The sequence below is a fragment of the Brevibacterium zhoupengii genome (assembly GCF_021117425.1).
GTDB lineage: Bacteria > Actinomycetota > Actinomycetes > Actinomycetales > Brevibacteriaceae > Brevibacterium > Brevibacterium zhoupengii.
In genome coordinates, this window is record NZ_CP088298.1 from 1,178,408 (window position 1) to 1,195,896 (window position 17,489).

General features: G+C 63.7%; 14 protein-coding genes. 11 read left to right on the top strand and 3 right to left on the bottom strand.

Annotated elements, in window-relative coordinates; translation table 11 throughout:
- Positions 1-228 precede the first annotated feature (228 nt).
- The 9 genes from LQ788_RS05295 (at position 229) to LQ788_RS05335 (ending at position 8,916) form a co-directional block, all read left to right on the top strand.
- Positions 229-3,183 (top strand): hypothetical protein, encoded by a 2,955-nt coding sequence (locus LQ788_RS05295; RefSeq protein WP_231445745.1) that lies wholly within the window; start codon positions 229-231, stop codon positions 3,181-3,183.
- Positions 3,184-3,427: 244 nt separating this feature from the next.
- Positions 3,428-4,435, top strand: a complete 1,008-nt coding sequence (gene ssd, locus LQ788_RS05300) for a septum site-determining protein Ssd (RefSeq protein ID WP_231445747.1) — start codon at positions 3,428-3,430, stop codon at positions 4,433-4,435.
- On the top strand, positions 4,432-5,601 hold the full coding sequence (locus LQ788_RS05305; RefSeq protein WP_231445749.1) for a TadA family conjugal transfer-associated ATPase: 1,170 nt from the start codon (positions 4,432-4,434) through the stop codon (positions 5,599-5,601). Before ssd ends, LQ788_RS05305 begins: the two co-directional genes overlap by 4 nt.
- Positions 5,601-6,278, top strand: coding sequence for a type II secretion system F family protein (locus LQ788_RS05310; RefSeq protein WP_231445751.1), 678 nt, complete (start codon positions 5,601-5,603; stop codon positions 6,276-6,278). The genes LQ788_RS05305 and LQ788_RS05310 overlap by 1 nt, the downstream gene beginning before the upstream one ends.
- 5 nt (positions 6,279-6,283) lie before the next feature.
- Positions 6,284-6,874, top strand: a complete 591-nt coding sequence (locus LQ788_RS05315; RefSeq protein WP_231445754.1) for a type II secretion system F family protein — start codon at positions 6,284-6,286, stop codon at positions 6,872-6,874.
- 76 nt (positions 6,875-6,950) lie between these two features.
- Entirely contained in the window at positions 6,951-7,553 is a 603-nt protein-coding gene (locus LQ788_RS05320) for a GNAT family N-acetyltransferase (RefSeq protein WP_231445755.1), read from the top strand.
- Positions 7,554-7,818: 265 nt separating this feature from the next.
- Positions 7,819-8,175, top strand: a complete 357-nt coding sequence (locus LQ788_RS05325) for a DUF4244 domain-containing protein (protein ID WP_231445756.1) — start codon at positions 7,819-7,821, stop codon at positions 8,173-8,175.
- Between the two features lies 1 nt (position 8,176).
- Entirely contained in the window at positions 8,177-8,602 is a 426-nt protein-coding gene (locus tag LQ788_RS05330; protein ID WP_275902128.1) for a TadE family protein, read from the top strand.
- Positions 8,599-8,916 carry an Rv3654c family TadE-like protein gene (locus LQ788_RS05335; protein ID WP_231445758.1) on the top strand — a complete coding sequence of 106 codons (318 nt, stop codon included), beginning with the start codon at positions 8,599-8,601 and terminating at the stop codon, positions 8,914-8,916. Before LQ788_RS05330 ends, LQ788_RS05335 begins: the two co-directional genes overlap by 4 nt.
- A gap of 28 nt (positions 8,917-8,944) precedes the next feature.
- On the opposite strand, the gene LQ788_RS05340 is transcribed toward LQ788_RS05335, so the two are convergent.
- Positions 8,945-11,221: a DEAD/DEAH box helicase gene (locus LQ788_RS05340; protein WP_231445759.1), complete on the bottom strand. Its 2,277-nt coding sequence runs from the start codon at positions 11,219-11,221 to the stop codon at positions 8,945-8,947.
- 55 nt (positions 11,222-11,276) lie between these two features.
- On the opposite strand from LQ788_RS05340, the gene LQ788_RS05345 reads away from it, so the two are divergent.
- Together LQ788_RS05345 and topA are read left to right on the top strand one after the other, a co-directional pair.
- On the top strand, positions 11,277-12,980 hold the full coding sequence (locus LQ788_RS05345; RefSeq protein ID WP_231445761.1) for a DUF7059 domain-containing protein: 1,704 nt from the start codon (positions 11,277-11,279) through the stop codon (positions 12,978-12,980).
- 147 nt (positions 12,981-13,127) lie between these two features.
- Entirely contained in the window at positions 13,128-15,989 is a 2,862-nt protein-coding gene (topA, locus tag LQ788_RS05350) for a type I DNA topoisomerase (RefSeq protein WP_231445763.1), read from the top strand.
- A 137-nt stretch (positions 15,990-16,126) separates the two neighbouring features.
- On the opposite strand, the gene LQ788_RS05355 is transcribed toward topA, so the two are convergent.
- On the bottom strand, positions 16,127-16,615 hold the full coding sequence (locus tag LQ788_RS05355; protein WP_231447332.1) for a GNAT family N-acetyltransferase: 489 nt from the start codon (positions 16,613-16,615) through the stop codon (positions 16,127-16,129).
- 76 nt (positions 16,616-16,691) lie between these two features.
- Positions 16,692-17,426, bottom strand: coding sequence for a lipoate--protein ligase family protein (locus LQ788_RS05360; protein ID WP_231445765.1), 735 nt, complete (start codon positions 17,424-17,426; stop codon positions 16,692-16,694).
- Positions 17,427-17,489: the final 63 nt, after the last annotated feature.

A 17,489-nucleotide genomic window follows, 5' to 3' on the forward strand; every position in this document is an offset into this window, starting at 1 on the left:
GTTCGGGGGTAGCAATTGCCATGCTGGTGTGCTACAGAACACACTTTATGCATCGGCACAGAAGAGAGGGAGGCGTTTTCGGTGATTCACGCTTATCTGACAGGCAGTACAGAAGGAGTGCGCAGGGGGTCCTGTTCTGCAAGGATGGGGTTCGAGTCTGTCAGGATGGAAACTAGACAGACACATGAAATTTGACGACCCTGTCCCCAAACGCGACTGGAGTAAGCGATGAGTTCGCCGCAGCACCCAACTGGATCAGGTCCACAGCAGTGGCATGATCCGCACGCGCAGAATCCCGGGCCGAACAGCCAACCACAGTTCGGCCAGGGTCCGGCATACGGATCGGGACCGGCATTCGGTGCAGGACCCGATCAGCAGTCGCCCGGACCCGGAGGGTATGGCGGTGGACCTGTCGGCTCGGGAGGACCAGGCCCCTATGGTTCACAAGGGCCGCACAATGCCGGACCCGGGCCCTATGGTTCGGGCCCCGGTCCGCAGAACTCCGGACCGGGACCCTATGGTTCAGCACCGGGTCCCGGACCTTATGGTTCAGCACCAGGACAGTACGGTGCGGGCGCCCCAGGCCCCTATGGTTCGGCCCCGGGTCAGTTCGGGTCCGCAGGTCCGGCAGCACAGAAGAGTCCTCGCACCGGTCCCGGGCTGCTCGGGCCGCTGACGCTGCGCGATCTGTTTCTGCTCTTCGCCGGACTGCTCTCACTGATCGTCCTCTTCGTGCCGTTCAAGTCCGACGGGTTCCTCTCATGGTCGCTGTGGCATTGGACCGTCGACTCAATGGGCACTCTGACATTCGATGTGTTCGGCATCTGGCTGATCGTGGCGGCGGTCTTCGTCAGCAAGTTCGGCAACGGCGGACTCAAAGTGGGTTCGCTCAGTCTTGATCAGGCGATCTCGGTCCTGTCCGGTGCCGCGTTCACCTTCGCCTTCGTCCACCTGCTGACCTCGGTCCAGTTCTGGCACGTCGGTGCATACCTCGCCTTCTTCGCAGCCCTGATCGCCTTCTTCGCAGGCGTATTCACGATGCTTCCCTTCTTCAACAAGGAATTCGCAATTCGCGACGAGGTTGCCGCGCACCCGAAGGCCCGCCCTGTGACCAAGCACGTTCAGCATCCCGCTCCAGTGGCGAACATGCCCGGCGCGCACTACGGCCCTGGCGGATTCGGCGCCCCCTACGGCAGCCAGCCCAACGGAAGCCAGCCCAACGGAGCTTTCGGCTCGCAGGGTCAGCCAGGAGCGCCTGTGCATCCCGGTCAGCCCGGTGGCCCGGGTCAGTTCGGTGGACAGAACCAGTTCGGTCAGCCAGGCGGACCGGATCAGTTCGGCCAGCAAGGTCAGTCGGGCCCGCAGGGACAGCCCGGCCAATTCGCTGCTCCTGGACAGTCGGCGACTCCAGATCAGTTCAACCAGCCCAACCAGGTCGGCAGCTCCGGTCAGATCGACGGAGCCGGTCAGCCCGGTGGGCCAGGCCAGGCCGATGAGTTCGGCCAGAACGGCCAGCCTGATGGCCAGGGCCAGTTCGGCCAGCCCATCGGGTCTGGCCAGAACAGCCCCTATGCTCCGCCAGAGGAGCAGGCACAAGGGGCGTCGTTCGAATCCGCATCGGGTGCAGACGACTCGGCGGATCAGGCAGTCCAGAGCACCGGGTCGGGTCAGACCTACCTGGGTGCTCAGTACTCACAGGACCCGAAGCACACGCAGAGTGAACCGACGCAGACATTCGGCTTCGGCGCTCATCGTGAAGAATCCCCGTGGAGCAATGACGGTGAGACTGCAGTGCAGGCACCCGTGCCAGCTGACAGCACGGGCTCCAGCGATGCTCGTGTCTCGAGCGACCCAATTGCCTCGAGCGCAGACAGCTCGAATGCAGACAGCTCGAGTGCCACGGAGCCAAAGGCCGAGAGCGGCAAGGACGATTCTTCGAATGCAGGCACGGCCGCAGCTGTCGCAGGTGCAGGCGCTGTCGGCATCGGGGCAGCCGCGGCCGGGGTTGCCTCAGCCCACTCCGATTCTGACCGAGATTCGGAATCTGATCGCGTCTCCGAAGCCGATCGCGTCTCCGAAACTGACCGCGGTTCGGAATCTGGCCGGGGATCGGATGCGGCATTGACCACGGATTCTGAACGTCGTCGCGGACGCCATGCCGCGCCCAATTCGGACACCGCCTCCGAGGCTGACGAGGGACCGCATGGAAGCCGGGCCGACCGCACCGCAGACGGTTCAGACCGGACTGTGAGTGCCGACCACGAAGGCAATGTCGATCGTGGCGGACGTGCACCCAGCCAGTCGGGTGCGACTGCGACCTCGGACCAGAACGACTCCTCAGCGCTGACCGGTGACGATTCCGCGTCCCCTGCGGAGAGCAGCTCGTTCGCTTCGAAGGTCAACGCCCATGATTCGGACACCAATGTCCGTGCCTCCGATGGAGTTGCGCTCAAACCGGATCAGGACTCGTCTGACTCAGAAGATTCAGCCAACACGGCTGGCTCAGGCGGGCCCGCAGGTTCACCCGACTCCGCGAACGAGGCTCGGTCCGAGACACACTCGAACGCCGAAGACGTTCGCCGAAACGACACAGGCGTCGATGCCTCCCGTGCTGGGGCAGCCGATGACGACGCCACTGTCGTCAGCGGTCCCGCTGCAACAGGCGCTAGGGAGTCCGGTTCGGAACGAACCGCCCAACCGGAAGCCGACGAACCGACGCAGTATGTGCCGGTGGCCAACTACGGCGACAGGAACTCGGCACCGGAAGACGCAGAGGACCGCGGCGGAGACAACGCCCGGAATGCGCCCTCGGCGCCTCAGTTCGGAGCCGCCAGTGCCTCATCGAACGCCTCCGCGGTTGACGAAGAGGAAACCGTCGTCCAGAGCGCGGTTCAGCCGGGCGGCAACCCGGATGAACGTTCGGACCACCGGGAAGAGAACCGGAACGACGCCGGTCAGGACGGATCCGATCGCGGCTCGGGCCAGAATGTCATCCAGGCGTTCTGGTTCGCTGTTCCCGAACCGCGCGAAGCCGTTGACGCGACCACCGGAATGCCGGTGTTCACGATCTACCCCGGCGACTGGTTCCTCGGCCTCGAGGACAACGGTTCGTGGTTCAAGGTCCGCGATTCTGACGGTCGCGAAGGACTCCTGCGCAACACCGAAGGCGTCCAGCGAGGCTGAACCTACAACGGTCGACTCGTGCGCTCGAACTGTGGACAACATTCCGAGCGCACGGCGTCTGACCACCCGAGCTGATTCCCACAGACTGAGCCCGCGATGGGCTTGATCAGGTGAGATGCTCAAGCCGACCGAGAAGGGGCGGCTCTTGTGACTTGAGTGCACAGGGGCCGTCCCTTTCGCATTTCGTCCACAGGCTGCCCCCGGGCACTGTCCTCTACCCGGACTGTACGCTCAGGCTGTCATCATGCAGGTAGCACTCATCACCGACCTCGGCGCCATCACCGACGAATGCGCACGAGTCGCCGAAAGCATTGGTATCTCCCTCAAAGTCCTGCCGCCCGACTCAGGCGGCTGGCAGAACGCGTCTCTCATTCTCCTGGGCGAGGATGTGCGGGAAGCTCCGGTCACGGACCATGCTGATCGAATTCTCGTCGTTCTTGACGGGGACGAACCCAGCTCGACATGGAAACGCGCGGCCCACCTCGGCGTCGAACAGCTGGCGGTCCTGCCCTCCGCCGCGGAATGGCTGAGCGGCCGGATGATCGCAGCCGTCGAACCCCCGGTGGCACCTGGCGTCACCGTCGGAGTCGTCGCAGGTTGTGGAGGGGCTGGTGCCTCGGTGCTCTCCTGCGCGCTCGCCCGCCGCGCAGGACCAGATGTGAGCACGGTCCTCGTCGATGCCGATCCGCTGGGCGGTGGGCTCGACCTGGTACTGGGCGCCGAGCAGATTCCCGGACCGCGCTGGGCCGATCTCAGCGCCTCGCGCGGTCAGCTTCGACCCTCGACGCTGAGCCAGGCATTGCCGCGCCACGAAGGCCTGGCGATCCTGTCCTGGGGTCGCGATGACATCCTCGAACTCGACCCTGACGTGTTCGACGATTTCCTCGCCGCAGCCGGGCAGGCTTTCGACCTCGTCATCGTCGATCTGCCACGGCATGCCCCACCGCAGTGGACGCGCCGCTGTCATCATGTCCTCCTCGTCTCCCCGGCACGGGTCCGCTCCGCCGTAGCGGCATCCCAAGTTGCCAAACGTCTGTCCCAATCCCATCCGGACGTTCGTCTCGTCGTGCGCGACACCGGTGCCGGAGGCCTTGACGCCGAGCTCCTGGCCGATTCCATCGGACTCGATCTTGCCGGCAGCATCCGCGACGATCGCGGTCTGTCCGCAGCCGTCGATCGAGGAGAAGGCATCCCCGGCGGGGCACGACTTGGAAAGCTCGTCGACCGACTCCTGGGGGAGTGGGTGGAATGAGCGAATGGCTTGACGCCTCGCTCGTGGCTGAGGTCCGCAAGACCCTGCTCGACAATCCGGGGCCGGTGACGACGGCAGCAGTCGCCGAGGCGGTCCAACGTACAGGTCGCGTGCTCGGTTCCAGCGCGCTCCTGGAACTCGTGAACAGGTTGTCCGCGCAGCTCTCCGGAGCAGGTCCCCTCCAGTCCGTGCTCGAGGTCGCTGACACCACCGACGTCTTCGTCAATGGCCCGCGAGAGATCTTCGCCGACGTCGGCACCGGGCCTCGGCTGCTCGACCTGTCCCTGGGTTCTGAAGACGAAGTGCGCTCTCTGGCCGTGCGTCTGGCTGCTCTGGGCGGTCGGCGTCTCGACGATTCGAGTCCGTTCGTCGATGTCAGACTGCCCGACGGGGTGCGCATGAATGCGATCGTGCCTCCCATCTCCGGAGACCATACGACGATCTCCTTCCGTGTTCCGCGCCACGCCGGCTTCACCTTCGAACAGCTCCTCACCGGCGGGTTCATCCCCGAAGACGTGCACGAGCTCCTCACCACAGCGGTGCGATCTCGTGCCAACATTCTGATCTCAGGCGGCACAGGAACTGGGAAGACGGTCCTCCTCGGCGCGCTTCTGGGGCTTGTTGATTCGGATCATCGCATCGTCATCGTCGAAGACTCCCGAGAACTCATCGTCGGTCACTCCCACGTCGTCCAGCTCGCCGCCCGCCAGGCCAATGTCGAAGGCGGCGGTGAGGTGACCTTGACCGACCTCGTGCGCAACGCCCTGCGAATGCGTCCGGACCGCCTCGTCGTGGGGGAGTGTCGCGGTGCCGAGGTCAGGGATATGCTCACGGCGCTGAATACCGGGCACGAGGGTGGCAGCGCCACGATCCACGCGAACACTGCCGAAGCTGTTCCCAGCCGTCTGGCGGCGCTGGGAGCACTGGCGAACATGAGTCCGCAGGCCGTGTTCTCACAGTTCTCGACCGCTATCGACCTTGTCATCCACCTGCGACGGGTCGGAGCCGACCGAGGAATCACGGAACTGGCGATTCCCACCCGTGAGAGCAGCAGCGGGGTGAGAATGGAACCTGTGTGGGGACGACCATCTCCGCTGTCCGAAGGGACTTTCAACCGTCGGGCCCTGAGCCGATTCGAAGCCGTGCTCGAGCAGAAGGCCGCCTGATGGTCACCGCCATTGCCGTGCTCGTGGCGCTGAGCGTGATACTCAGCGCACCACTGGATCCGGCCTCACGACTGCAGGATCTGCTGCGCACCCCCGCCGACGGCGATAAGCCCCGCCGAGTCGGACGGCGCGCCAAAGCAGATCCCGAGCAGGAGAAGCTGTGGGCCATTTCTGCGGTGGAGAACTGTGCACATCTGCTCAAGGTCGGAATGACTCCGCAGGCGGTGATGTCGACCCTAAGCAGGCAGAACGTGCAACTGGCACCGATTTCGCGAGCGATCTCACTCGGCGAGGAACCCGGCCGAGCCATCGCCACCAGAGGAGCCGAACTGCCAGAAGCCGCCGCCGAGGTGTTCGCTGGCATGTCGTCCGTGTGGACCGTATCGGAACGATCCGGGGCACCCGCCGCTGACATGATTCTGCGTTATGCGCGGGCACAGCGCAGCGCCCTGGACGCTGATCGGGAGAGACACATTGCGATGGCCGGGCCCAAAGCGACAGTGCGAGTCCTCAGCTGGCTGCCCCTGATCGGCGTCGGTCTCGGTCTGCTCATCGGCGTCAAGCCAGTAGAACTGTTCTCAGGACTGCCCGGCCAGCTGAGCATCGGCGGCGGCATCGTTCTCTACCTCCTCGGACGCTGGTGGATGAGACGAATGATGGTACGAGCAGAGGCCTGATCAGCATGGCTGCACTCCTCGTGGGAATCCTCATCGCAACAGGAGCACTGCTGTGGTCGGGCAGATCCGATGGTCGGCTGCGGCGATTGTTGGACGGACCGGGCAACCGCCCGAGAAATGGCGTCGAACAGCCAAGTGTGGAATCACAGAGAGGTTCCGGCTCTTCGCCGCGGGTGGACGATGACCTGCTCGCATTCGACCTTGATCTCGTGGCCATCTGCCTCACTTCCGGGCTGCCGATCCCGGTCGCCCTGGCGCTGACCGCCGAGGCGACAGGGGACCGGTCGGGCCTGGGTCGAGTCGCACGATCGATGTCGATCGGAGGCCAGGAGCTCTCGGCTGATGACCGACTCCTGCCCGTCCTCGAGGTCTTCGAATTCTCCGAGCACACCGGTGTCGGGCCCGCCCCGCTCATCGAGTCCGTCGCGCAGGAACTGCGAGACTCGTCCCGTCGACGCAGGCAGGAGGCGGCAGCGGCTCTCGGTGTCAAACTCGTCGTGCCGCTCGGAGTCTGCATCCTTCCTGCCTTTCTGCTGCTTTCGGTTGTTCCGGTGGTCATATCACTGCTGTCGGATCTGACGACTGTCTTCTTCTGACCGCTCCCGCGCTGAGTTCTGGCTGACTCAGGCAATTGCTGACTGAGCGTTCAGCCGGCCTTGGTAAAGTCGAGGAATGGCACCGGTTACGCCCTTCAATCAACTGTCCAATGTCGAACAAGCCGAAGAATACGCCGAAAACCTCTTCACAGGTCGACACGTACGGCTGCGTCCACTGCAGGAAGACGATCTTCCTTACCTCGAACAGTGGTGGTTCGACCCCTCGATCGTGGTCCTGCAGAATCACACTGTCCTTCCACGCCCCGAAGGCGGCGTCTCCGAACAGTTCTCACTGTGGAGCGCAAATAAGGACACCGACGCGGTCGGCTTCAGTATCGAGCTGCTCGAAACCGAGGAGTTCGTCGGCCACGTGACACTCTTCGCGCGGAACTCGGTCAACCAGTCCGCCACACTGGCCATCGTCCTCGGCCCGGAATTCCACGGTCGTGGCTACGGCTCCGATGCTGTGCAGCTGGGTATCAAATACGGTTTCCTGCAGCTGGGACTCAATCGTATCGAGCTGCAGACTTGGGCATTCAACACCCGAGGCATCGCCTCCTACACTAAGGCCGGTTTCGTCGAAGAGGGACGCCGTCGTGAGGCCGTGTTCTTCAATGGCCGCCGGCACGACGAGGTCATCATGGCGATCCTCAAGGAGGAATGGGCCGGCAGAAGCTGATTCCTGACCCACAGGCTCACTTCCTGATCCCTTGACCCCCTGACACCCGTTTGCGGTGGCAACGGCAGAGCAGGCTGCTTCGTGAATCGTGCCGACTCGGGTGCGCAAGTCTGTGGATTCTGGCACGACTCGCGTGCGTTCGGGCTGTGGACGACAAATCGCAATCCACAGCCTGATTGTCGACCCTGGACGTGGGTGTGCGTCTGCTTCAACACTGAAACTCCCTTCGCAGACCGCGAAGGTGGGCTTCAACGAGGAGGAGACTATGAGCATAGGAACAACGACGAAGGACTGCGACGGTCCGCTCTACCCCCATTGGGGTGAGGCACGCCGCGTCGACACCAAAGACGTCGATTGGTCAGGAGTCGCCGAGTACGCCAACCCCGGCACCGACTCGGATCCTGCAGCTGGAGCGGGTGAGGGCAACGCTGAAGAACCGTTGCGTGGCGACGGGACTCCGGAAGCGTGGGGCCCCGATGCGGGAGCGACGACCGCAGAGTATGCGATCACCACCCTTGCCGCCTGCGGATTCGCAGCATTGTTGGTCGTCATTTTGAAGTCAGAACCGATCAAGGAACTCGTCACCGGCGTGATCCAAACGGCACTTGGCCTCGGGGCCTGACATGACGACCGGATGCTCCTGTGAACCGCGACGATCGAAGCGGCACCGAGATGCGGGAACGGCCACCGCGGAATTTGCCGTTGTCATGCCCGCCATCGTGCTTCTCATCGTCGTGCTCGCAGGGGCAGCCGCCGTCGGCTTCTCACAGCTGAGAGCCTTCGACGCAGCCAGATCTGCGGCCAGGGAGATCGCCCGCGGCGAGCCACAGGCCGCAGTCGTGACCGAAGCGAAGAAGCACGCCGGGAAGGCCTCCGAGGTGCTCGTTCGTTCCGAGGGCGGATACTCGACGGTGACTGTGACTATCGAGCTGCCCGCAGCGATCATCTTCCTCAACGAGGTCGAGGCGGCCGCAACGGCACGAACAGAGGGAGACCGCTCTGCAGGCGGCGAAGCCCTGAGCCTGCCTGTGACAGGAGACCCGTCGTGACGAACATCGTTGTCGGTTTGTGCTCAATGATCCTGGTCCTTGTCACCGCCATCGGCGGGCTCAGCCAAGCCTTCGCCGCCCACAGCACCGCACAGAGCGCTGCCGACCTTGCGGTGCTCGCGGCAGCCGACGCGGTTCGCGGACTCGCCACGGGCGAACCCTGCGACATCGCCAAGCAGGTCGCGCAGCGCAACGGAGCAGTCGTCAGTGACTGCCGAGCCTCGATGGCAGAGCAGAGCGCCTATGTTCAGGTCGAGGTTGAGATCCCAGGACCGCTGCCGAAAGTGAAGGAGAAGGCCGTGGCCGGGAAGTAGAACGGATCGTCAGCTCCGAGGGAGATCCTCAGTCCAGAACTGCTCTCAACAGTCGCAGGGCCGCATCCTTCTCCAGGGGTTCATTGCCGTTGCCGCATTTCGGCGACTGCACGCATGAGGGACAGCCGTCGATGCATTCGCACGCGGCGATCGCATCACGAGTCGCTGACAGCCACCCCTCGATGACCTCATATCCGCGCTCGGCGAATCCAGCCCCACCGGCCAAACCGTCGTAGACGAAGACGGTGGCCATGCCGGTATCGGCGTGCAGAGCCGTGGAGACTCCGCCGATGTCCCACCGGTCACAGCCAGCGAACAGCGGCAGGAGGCCGATCGAGGCATGCTCGGCCGCGTGGACGGCACCAGGCAGATCGGCGTGGATGATCTCAGCCTCGTCCAGCAGCGCCTGCGGAATCGTCCACCACACGGCCTTCGTCTGCAGGGTGCGTTCGGGCAGATCGAGATCGTGCTCGGCGATGATCGCACCACCGCGCTTCGCCCGCATCCGGTAGGCGATGACATGGTCCTTGACGTCGACCGTTCCGCTGCACACAGTCACCCCAGACGGCAGAGTCCGCTGCTGGTCGGTGTCGACAATGTCGATCTCGGTCTGCGATCTTGCCTGCGTCGTGTAGTCGACCTCGGCCCGTTCGACGAGTGCCACATGATCTTCGAGATCAAGATCGAGGACAGTGAAGTCTGCCCCTTGGTGTGTATAGACCGCCCCGGGGTGAGCGCCGGTGAAGGCCCCGGACTCGTCGACGGTGCCCAGCAGGGCACCGGTGCTGGCCTCGACGAGTCGGAACTGGCCGCCCCCGCTGCCTCGGATATCGGACATATCCGCCGCGGACGAGTCCTTCGCCCAGAACCATCCGGTGGGCCGGGCCCGCAGAAGTTTGCGCTCGACCAGGTCAGCGAGCACCTCGGCGGAGTTGTCGGGGAAGTGGACAAGATCCGATTCCTGCAACGGAACTTCCGCGGCCGCGGCACACAGGTGCCCGCCCAGCACGTGGGGATTGCCAGGGTGGATGACTCCTGCATCGACGGGAGCATCGAAGATGACCTCGGGGTGATTGACGACGTAGGTGTCCAACGGGTCATCACGGGCGATGAACACCGCCATCCACCGCTGTCCCGCACGTCCGGCCCGACCAGCCTGCTGCCACAGCGATGCCAGGGTTCCCGGCCACCCCGAGATGATGACGAGGTCGAGGCCGGAGATGTCGATGCCAAGCTCGAGAGCATTCGTCGACGCCACAGCCAGCAGCCGACCCGAACGCAGTGCGGACTCGAGCAGCCTGCGCTCCTCGGCGAGGTAGCCGCCGCGATAGGCCGCGACCTTGTCCTTCAGCGAGTCATCGACCTGGCCCACTTGATCTCGGACCGTAGACGCAAGAGCCTCGGTGCCACGGCGGGAGGCGATGAACGCGATCGACCGGTACCCGGCGCACATGGCGTCGGTGAGGATGTCGGCGGCCTCGACCAAACCGCTGCGGCGCTCGCCTCCGGGGGAGACCGGGGGTTCCCACAGTGCGAAGCTGCCCGAAGCACGCGGAGAGGAATCCTGGCTCACCGCGTGGACGTCTCTCCCGGTGAGTTTGGAGAACGCCTGATCCGGGTTCGCCATCGTCGCCGAAGCCCCGATGACCACGGGATGAGCCCCGTAGTGGGCGGCGATGCGCAGCAGGCGGCGCAGAATCAGTGCGACGTGGGAGCCGAAGACTCCGCGGTAGCGGTGAGCTTCGTCGATGACGATGTAACGCAGCGATTTGAAGAGTCGGGAGAAGCGTTCGTGCTGCGGCAGGATCCCGCGATGGAGCATGTCCGGATTGGTGAAGATGATGTTCGCGTGCCGCCTGGCCCAGTCCTTCGACTCCTGCGAAGTATCCCCGTCATAGGTGGCCGGGCGCATGCCTTGGACGATGAGCTTCTCTAAGTTCGCCAATTGGTCTGCGGCCAATGCCTTCGTCGGCGCGATGTAGATCGCTGAGGAGGTGCGCAGCTTCGCCCGGGTGTTCTGAATGGATTCGAGGACCGGCAACCAGAAGCCGAGTGACTTTCCCGAAGCGGTCGGAGTGGCGATGACGACGTCGGATCCCTCGCGCGCGGCCTGGGCGGCTTCGAGCTGATGATCCCACAGCTGATCCACGCCGATGGCGTGGCAGGCATGTTTGAGTTCCTCGTCGATCCAGTCCGGCCAGGCCGACTCATGTTCGAAGCGCTGTGGAATATCGCGCACATGGACGATCCGTTCATCCCTGGCACCGAATCCGGTGACGATGTCGAGAAGAGCAGAAGAGGCCATGGCCCCAATTATGGCGCAGTCGGGGTCATCGGGGTGCAGTCGTTAGGATTTGGGTGTGAGTGAACTAGACATGACCCTCGTGGCAGACCGACTCTACCGGGCTGGCTACACCGTGCCCCGACTGCGCCAATTGTGGGGTGGACCCATCGCCTCCGCATTGGTGCGCAACAATGCGGCACCGGCGATCCACTACTGCGAACAGGTGCTCAACTCCGCGAAGATGCACGCGAAGACGCAGGAGTCATTCGACCAGAATCTGGCGGCTCTGGCGCTGCTCTTCCACTTCCATCGTGACGTCAGTACCGACACCGCCCGGACCGCTCTCGGCGACGATGCGTTCGACGTCGCCGTCGACCGGGGACTGCTCGTGGCTGGAACCAACGGCGACACCGGCAAATATGAGGTCGCCGAGGTGGGAACTGCTGGATGTGTGTCCGCTCCGTTTGCTATCACTCCCTATGATCTGCCGGTCGGAGTTCCGCGCGGCTTTCGCCCAGGCGACGAGAACCTCTACCTGGTCAGCGATCACGGGACTCTCATCAATCCCGATGTCCTCGACGGCGACTTCGTACTCGGGCTCGGAGGAGCAGGACGCACCCTCGTGTCACTGACACCTCGCGACCAGGTCAGTGTCTCCGCCGATGTCGGCACCGGGTGCGGCATCCAGGCTCTGCTTCTGGCCCGACACAGCGACCGCGTCATCGCCACCGACATCTCGGAACGGGCACTGCACCTGACGGGTCTCAGCGCCGAACTCAACGGGGTGGGCAACATCGAGCTCCGGGCCGGATCCATGCTCGAACCACTGCACGAACAGGTGGATCTGCTCGTATCCAACCCACCCTTCGTCATCACACCTCGTGCCAACGTCACCACCTTCGAATACAGAGACGCAGGGATGACCGGCGACCGCCTGGTCCGGTCCCTGTTCACTGCGATTCCCGACTCTCTCCAACCAGGCGGACGCTCAGTGTGTCTCGGGAACTGGGAGACCACCTCGGCGAGGGATGCAGGTCCAGAATCCTGGGTCACGGACCCGGACACCTCGGTGCTCGTCATCGAACGGGAAGGACTTGACCCCATCGCCTATGCGGAGACATGGATCCGCGATGGGGGCATCCCTCGTGCCAGCAAGGAATGGAACGCTGCGACCACGGCGTGGATGGATGACTTCGCCACCCGGGACGTGAGCGAGGTCGTCTTCGGCTATGTCATCATGCACAAGCAGTCGGACTCAGCTGAAGGCAGTGACAGCCACGAGGCTGAGCAGGCCGCAGATAACGATGTCCCAACGATTGCCGACCACGCGGGTGCCGGCACCTCTTCGCAGTCGTCCTCAACGTTCAAGACCACGGTCAGGACCACCTCGGCGATTGCGAACAACCCGCATGGGCTCGGGCAGTTCGTCGCCACTACGTTCGCGCTGAGGTCATGGCTGGCCACCGCCGGGGCCGAGGAGATCGCGAACACGGTCTTCACGCGTTCCCCGGACCTCGTCGAGCACCGCCACCATGTCCCCGGAGAATCAGATCCGAGCTCGATCACCCTAGAGCAGGGGATCGGATTCGGGCAGGTCTTCGACCTCGACACCGCCCTGGCCGGATTCGTCTCCGTCGCCGACGGCAGCCTGAGCCTGAGGCAGACCGCGGTGGCTCTGGCACAGCTTCTCGACGTCAATCCGACCGCTCTCGAAGACCAGCTCATCGCCCAGGTGAGGAAGCTCGTCGCCGCCGGTGCGCTGCTGCCTGTGAACGATTGAAACCCGGAATAACGGTAGTATCGAAAACCGTTGTCGTTGAGGTTCACTGCATCAACCCGATGCAGGTCGAGCACGAACATCAGTGTTACATTGGGCCGGATCGTCCGTTTATTCGATCAACCGGCGCCGTGAGAGGAATGTGAAAGCGTGACCACAACCGAGAAGCAGCCCCGCCGTCTCGTCATCGTCGAGTCTCCGACGAAGGCGCGAACGATCGTTGGGTACCTCGGAGAGGGTTACGACGTTGAGGCGTCGGTCGGCCACATCCGCGACCTTCCCACCCCGTCCGAGCTCCCGGCAGACATGAAGAAGGGACCGTACGGCAAGTTCGCCGTCGACGTCGACAACGACTTCGATCCCTACTACCGGGTCGACCCCGGCAAGAAGAAGAAGGTCACCGAACTCAAGCGCCTCCTCAAGGACGCCGACGAACTCTATCTCGCAACAGATGAGGACCGGGAAGGTGAGGCCATCGCCTGGCACCTTCTCGAAGTCCTCAAGCCGAAGATCCCCGTCAAGCGCATGGTCTTCCATGAGATCACCCCCGAGGCCATCGAACGGGCCCTGGAGAACACTCGCGAGATTGACGTCGCACTCGTCGACGCCCAGGAGACCCGCCGCATCCTCGACCGCCTCTACGGCTACGAGATATCGCCCGTCCTGTGGCGCAAGATCCGCGCCGGCCTCTCCGCCGGTCGTGTCCAGTCGGTGGCAACCCGTCTTGTCGTCGAACGCGAACGCGAACGCATGGCGTTCGTCTCCGCCGACTACTGGGACCTCGATGTCGACCTGGGGCTGCCCGACGGCACCAGTCCGTTCGCCGCGAACCTTGCGACCCTCGACGGTGCCCGCGTGGCCTCCGGCCGTGACTTCAACGACAAGGGCGAGCTGAAGAACTCAGCGGCCACCGTCGTCGATCAGGCCAGGGCCGAAGCGCTGGCCACAGAGCTCAACGGCACCGCGAAGGACGCGCTGACGGTCACGGCCGTCGAGTCGAAGCCGTATTCGCGCAAGCCTGCGGCACCGTTCACGACCTCGACGCTGCAGCAGGAAGCCGGTCGTAAGCTGCGCATGAGTGCGCGTCAGGCCATGCGCACGGCTCAGTCGTTGTACGAACACGGTTACATCACCTATATGCGTACCGACTCCTCGGCACTGTCGGGCCAGGCGATCTCCGCGGCACGGAAGCAGGTGACCGAACTCTACGGTCCCGAGTTCGTTCCGCAGTCGCCTCGCACCTACTCGGGGAAGCAGAAGTCGGCGCAGGAGGCTCACGAGGCGATCCGTCCCTCCGGCGACTCCTTCCGCACCCCGGCTCAGGTATCGAAGTCACTCAGCGGCGACGAGTTCCGTCTCTATGACCTGATCTGGAAGCGCACCGTCGCCAGCCAGATGGCCGACGCGAAGGGCAAGACCGCGACCATCAAGGTCCGTGCCGACCTCGCCGATGGCCACGAAGCCGGCTTCAGCGCCAGCGGCACCGTCATCACCTTCCGCGGATTCCTCGCCGCCTACGAAGAGGGCACCGACGCCGGACGCTATGACACGAAGTCCGGCGAATCACGCCTGCCTCAGGTCGACGAAGGACAGTCGCTGTCCGTGGTCAAGGCCGAAGCCGACGGTCACACGACGGCCCCGCCGCCGCGCTTCACAGAAGCCAGCCTGGTCAAGCAGCTCGAAGAGCTCGGCATCGGCCGACCTTCGACCTACGCGGCCACCATCTCCGTCATCCAGGACCGCGGCTACGTGACCTCCCGAGGCAATGCGCTGGTGCCCAGCTGGTTGGCGTTCTCTGTCGTGCGTCTCCTCGAGGAGCACTTCACCGGGCTCGTCGACTACGCGTTCACCGCCGATCTGGAATCCGAACTCGACCGCATCGCCATGGGCGAAGAGGATCGCAAGGCCTGGCTGGCCCGCTTCTACTTCGGCGACAAGTCTCAAGATCGCGAAGGACTCAAGGAAGTCGTCGATGACCTCGGCGACATCGATGCCCGCGAGGTCAACACCGTTCGCATCAGCGAAGGCGTGAACCTGCGCGTCGGCCGCTACGGTCCTTACCTCGAGGTCCCGGCCTCCGAAGAGGGCGCGGACCCGAAGCGCGTATCTGTGCCTGAGGACTTGGCCCCGGACGAACTGACCGCGGCGAAGGCCGCTGAACTCATCGAATCCCAGGGCGACGGTGACCGTGAACTGGGAGTCGATCCTGAGACCGGACACACGATTGTGGCGAAGAACGGGCGTTTCGGCCCGTACGTCTCCGAGGTTCTGCCTGAGCCTGAAGAGAAGCCCAAGCGTGGGGCCAAGAAGCCGAAGCCGCGCACCGGCTCCCTGTTCAAGTCCATGGACCTGAACTCGATCGACCTCGAGACGGCACTGACTCTGCTCAGTCTGCCCCGCGTCGTCGGACAGGACGAAGAGGGCACCGACATCACCGCTCAGAACGGCCGCTATGGTCCGTACCTGAAGAAGGGCACTGACTCACGGTCGCTGACCGAGGAAGATCAGATCTTCAACATCACCCTCGACGAGGCGCTGAAGATCTACGCTCAGCCCAAGCAGCGAGGTGGGCGTCAGGCAGCGGCACCGCTGAAGGAATTGGGTGAGGACCCCATTTCGAAGAAGCCGGTCGTCGTCAAGGACGGTCGCTTCGGCCCCTACGTCACCGATGGTGAGTTCAATGCCACGCTGCGCAAGGACGATACCGTCGAGTCGATGAACATCGGCCGTGCCGCCGAGCTCCTGGCGGAGAAGCGTGCGAAGGGACCGGCCAAGAAGAAGGCGCCAGCTAAGAAAGCTCCTGCGAAGAAGGCTCCTGCGAAGAAGTCGACAGCTGCCAAGACGAGCACCGCCAAGAAGACCACGGCGAAGACTGCGGCTAAGTCAACGACTGCGTCGAAGTCGACTGCTGCGAAATCTACGGCGACCAAGTCAACGACAGCGAAGAAGACTACTGCTAAGTCGACGACCGCTGCGAAGAAGACCACGACTGCCAAGCCAAAGACTCCCTGACCGGGCTGCGCCCTCCGCCGTTGGCGCAGCGACATGCTGGGGTGGTCGTTTTGTGGTGAATTCCCTAGACGGATTCAGCACAAAACGACCACCCCAGCTGTTAGTGGCCGACTCAGTCGTGTCGCTGGCCGAGACTGTTATCTGCTGGACTGATTCGCAAACGCGTCAAGCGCCTCACCATCGAGGCGGAAGGTCTCCCATTCGTCCTGAGCCTTCGCACCCAGCGAACGGTAGAACCCGATTGAGGGCTCGTTCCACTTGAGAACGCACCACTCGAGTCGTGTCAGACCCCGCTTCTGACAGATCTGGGCCAAGTGCCCCAGCAGCGCCTTGCCCGCTCCGTTTCCGCGGTGATTGGGATCCACGAACAGGTCCTCGAGCCAGATCCCGTTCCTCCCGGTCCAGGTGGAGAACGAGTAGAACCAGATCGCGATGCCGATGATCTGTCCGTCCACCTCGGCGACGAGGCCATAGGTATTCGGATGCCCATCTTCCGGGAACATCACTGCAGCGAAATCGGCTTCGGTGGCCTCGACCGCATCGGGTTCCTTCTCATACACGGCCAGGGCATGGACCAGCCGGAGGATGTCGGGCAGATCGCTCTTCGTCGCTTCGCGCACATTCATCAGCTCATCGTCTCCAATTGCTTCGGTGTTGCAGTACAGGGTGTGCACCACAGGGTTCGTCACGGAACAGATGTCGTCACAGCACGTGGGTGCCGATCTTGTCAGGCAGGGCCGCGAATTCGGCGGCTGTGGGCTCACCGGGCGTGTGCGGTTCGGCGTGGGCATAGTAGGAGGCGAACGCCTCGGCGACGGTGTTGATTGTGATCTCGGGGTGGACCTCGCTGATCGACCCACCCGTGGCCGGATCCCACTCGATGCTCAGGGCCGCCTCGACGTCTGTGAGGACGGAACGGATGGGATCGGGATCCTCGACGATCACGGATGAGGAGAACAGCCACGCGCCCGAGACCACTCGCTGTGCGGTGCCGATCGCCTTGATCCGACCGGCCACATTCACACTGTGCTCACCAGGGCAGTACTCCCCAGGAATCTCGCCGAGGCGGGCGTCGACTCCGATGCTACGCAGAACCTCGACATAGTCCTGACCGAAAGAGGAGAACCTGGCCGTGGTGTCTTTGATGAACGCATCACTGGGTTCGATGTGGTCGATGACCAGCGATCCCCGATGATAGGCGGCAGCACGCCCGCCGAGGCTGCGCAGAGCAGGTGTGAAGCCGTGATCTTTCGCCGCTTCGATGGCTGCTGGGAACCCAGGCAGGAACCGATCCCTGGCCCCGAAGGCCAGCGTCGGTGCTGGCCGGTACATCCGCAGCGTTGCTCCTCGGCTGCCATGCTTGACCGAGTCGAGGAGGACCCTGGCAAAGGCAAGTTCCTCGATCGGACCCAAGCCGGTCGTCGCTACTGCTGACATGGATGTTCGCGTTATGTGCACGCAATCAAGAGTAGAGGATCAGACATCGGTGAGAAGAGATCC

What these genes read in the sequence shown, in the direction of transcription:
- LQ788_RS05360 (WP_231445765.1), bottom strand. Translation starts at nt 17,426, where the DNA reads ATGTCAGCAGTAGCGACGACCGGCTTGGGTCCGATCGAGGAACTTGCC.
- LQ788_RS05325 (WP_231445756.1), top strand. Translation starts at nt 7,819, where the DNA reads ATGAGCATAGGAACAACGACGAAGGACTGCGACGGTCCGCTCTACCCC.
- LQ788_RS05305 (WP_231445749.1), top strand. Translation starts at nt 4,432, where the DNA reads ATGAGCGAATGGCTTGACGCCTCGCTCGTGGCTGAGGTCCGCAAGACC.
- ssd (WP_231445747.1), top strand. Translation starts at nt 3,428, where the DNA reads ATGCAGGTAGCACTCATCACCGACCTCGGCGCCATCACCGACGAATGC.
- LQ788_RS05315 (WP_231445754.1), top strand. Translation starts at nt 6,284, where the DNA reads ATGGCTGCACTCCTCGTGGGAATCCTCATCGCAACAGGAGCACTGCTG.
- LQ788_RS05355 (WP_231447332.1), bottom strand. Translation starts at nt 16,615, where the DNA reads ATGAATGTGCGCGAAGCGACGAAGAGCGATCTGCCCGACATCCTCCGG.
- LQ788_RS05340 (WP_231445759.1), bottom strand. Translation starts at nt 11,221, where the DNA reads ATGGCCTCTTCTGCTCTTCTCGACATCGTCACCGGATTCGGTGCCAGG.
- LQ788_RS05295 (WP_231445745.1), top strand. Translation starts at nt 229, where the DNA reads ATGAGTTCGCCGCAGCACCCAACTGGATCAGGTCCACAGCAGTGGCAT.
- LQ788_RS05320 (WP_231445755.1), top strand. Translation starts at nt 6,951, where the DNA reads ATGGCACCGGTTACGCCCTTCAATCAACTGTCCAATGTCGAACAAGCC.
- LQ788_RS05330 (WP_275902128.1), top strand. Translation starts at nt 8,177, where the DNA reads ATGACGACCGGATGCTCCTGTGAACCGCGACGATCGAAGCGGCACCGA.
- LQ788_RS05310 (WP_231445751.1), top strand. Translation starts at nt 5,601, where the DNA reads ATGGTCACCGCCATTGCCGTGCTCGTGGCGCTGAGCGTGATACTCAGC.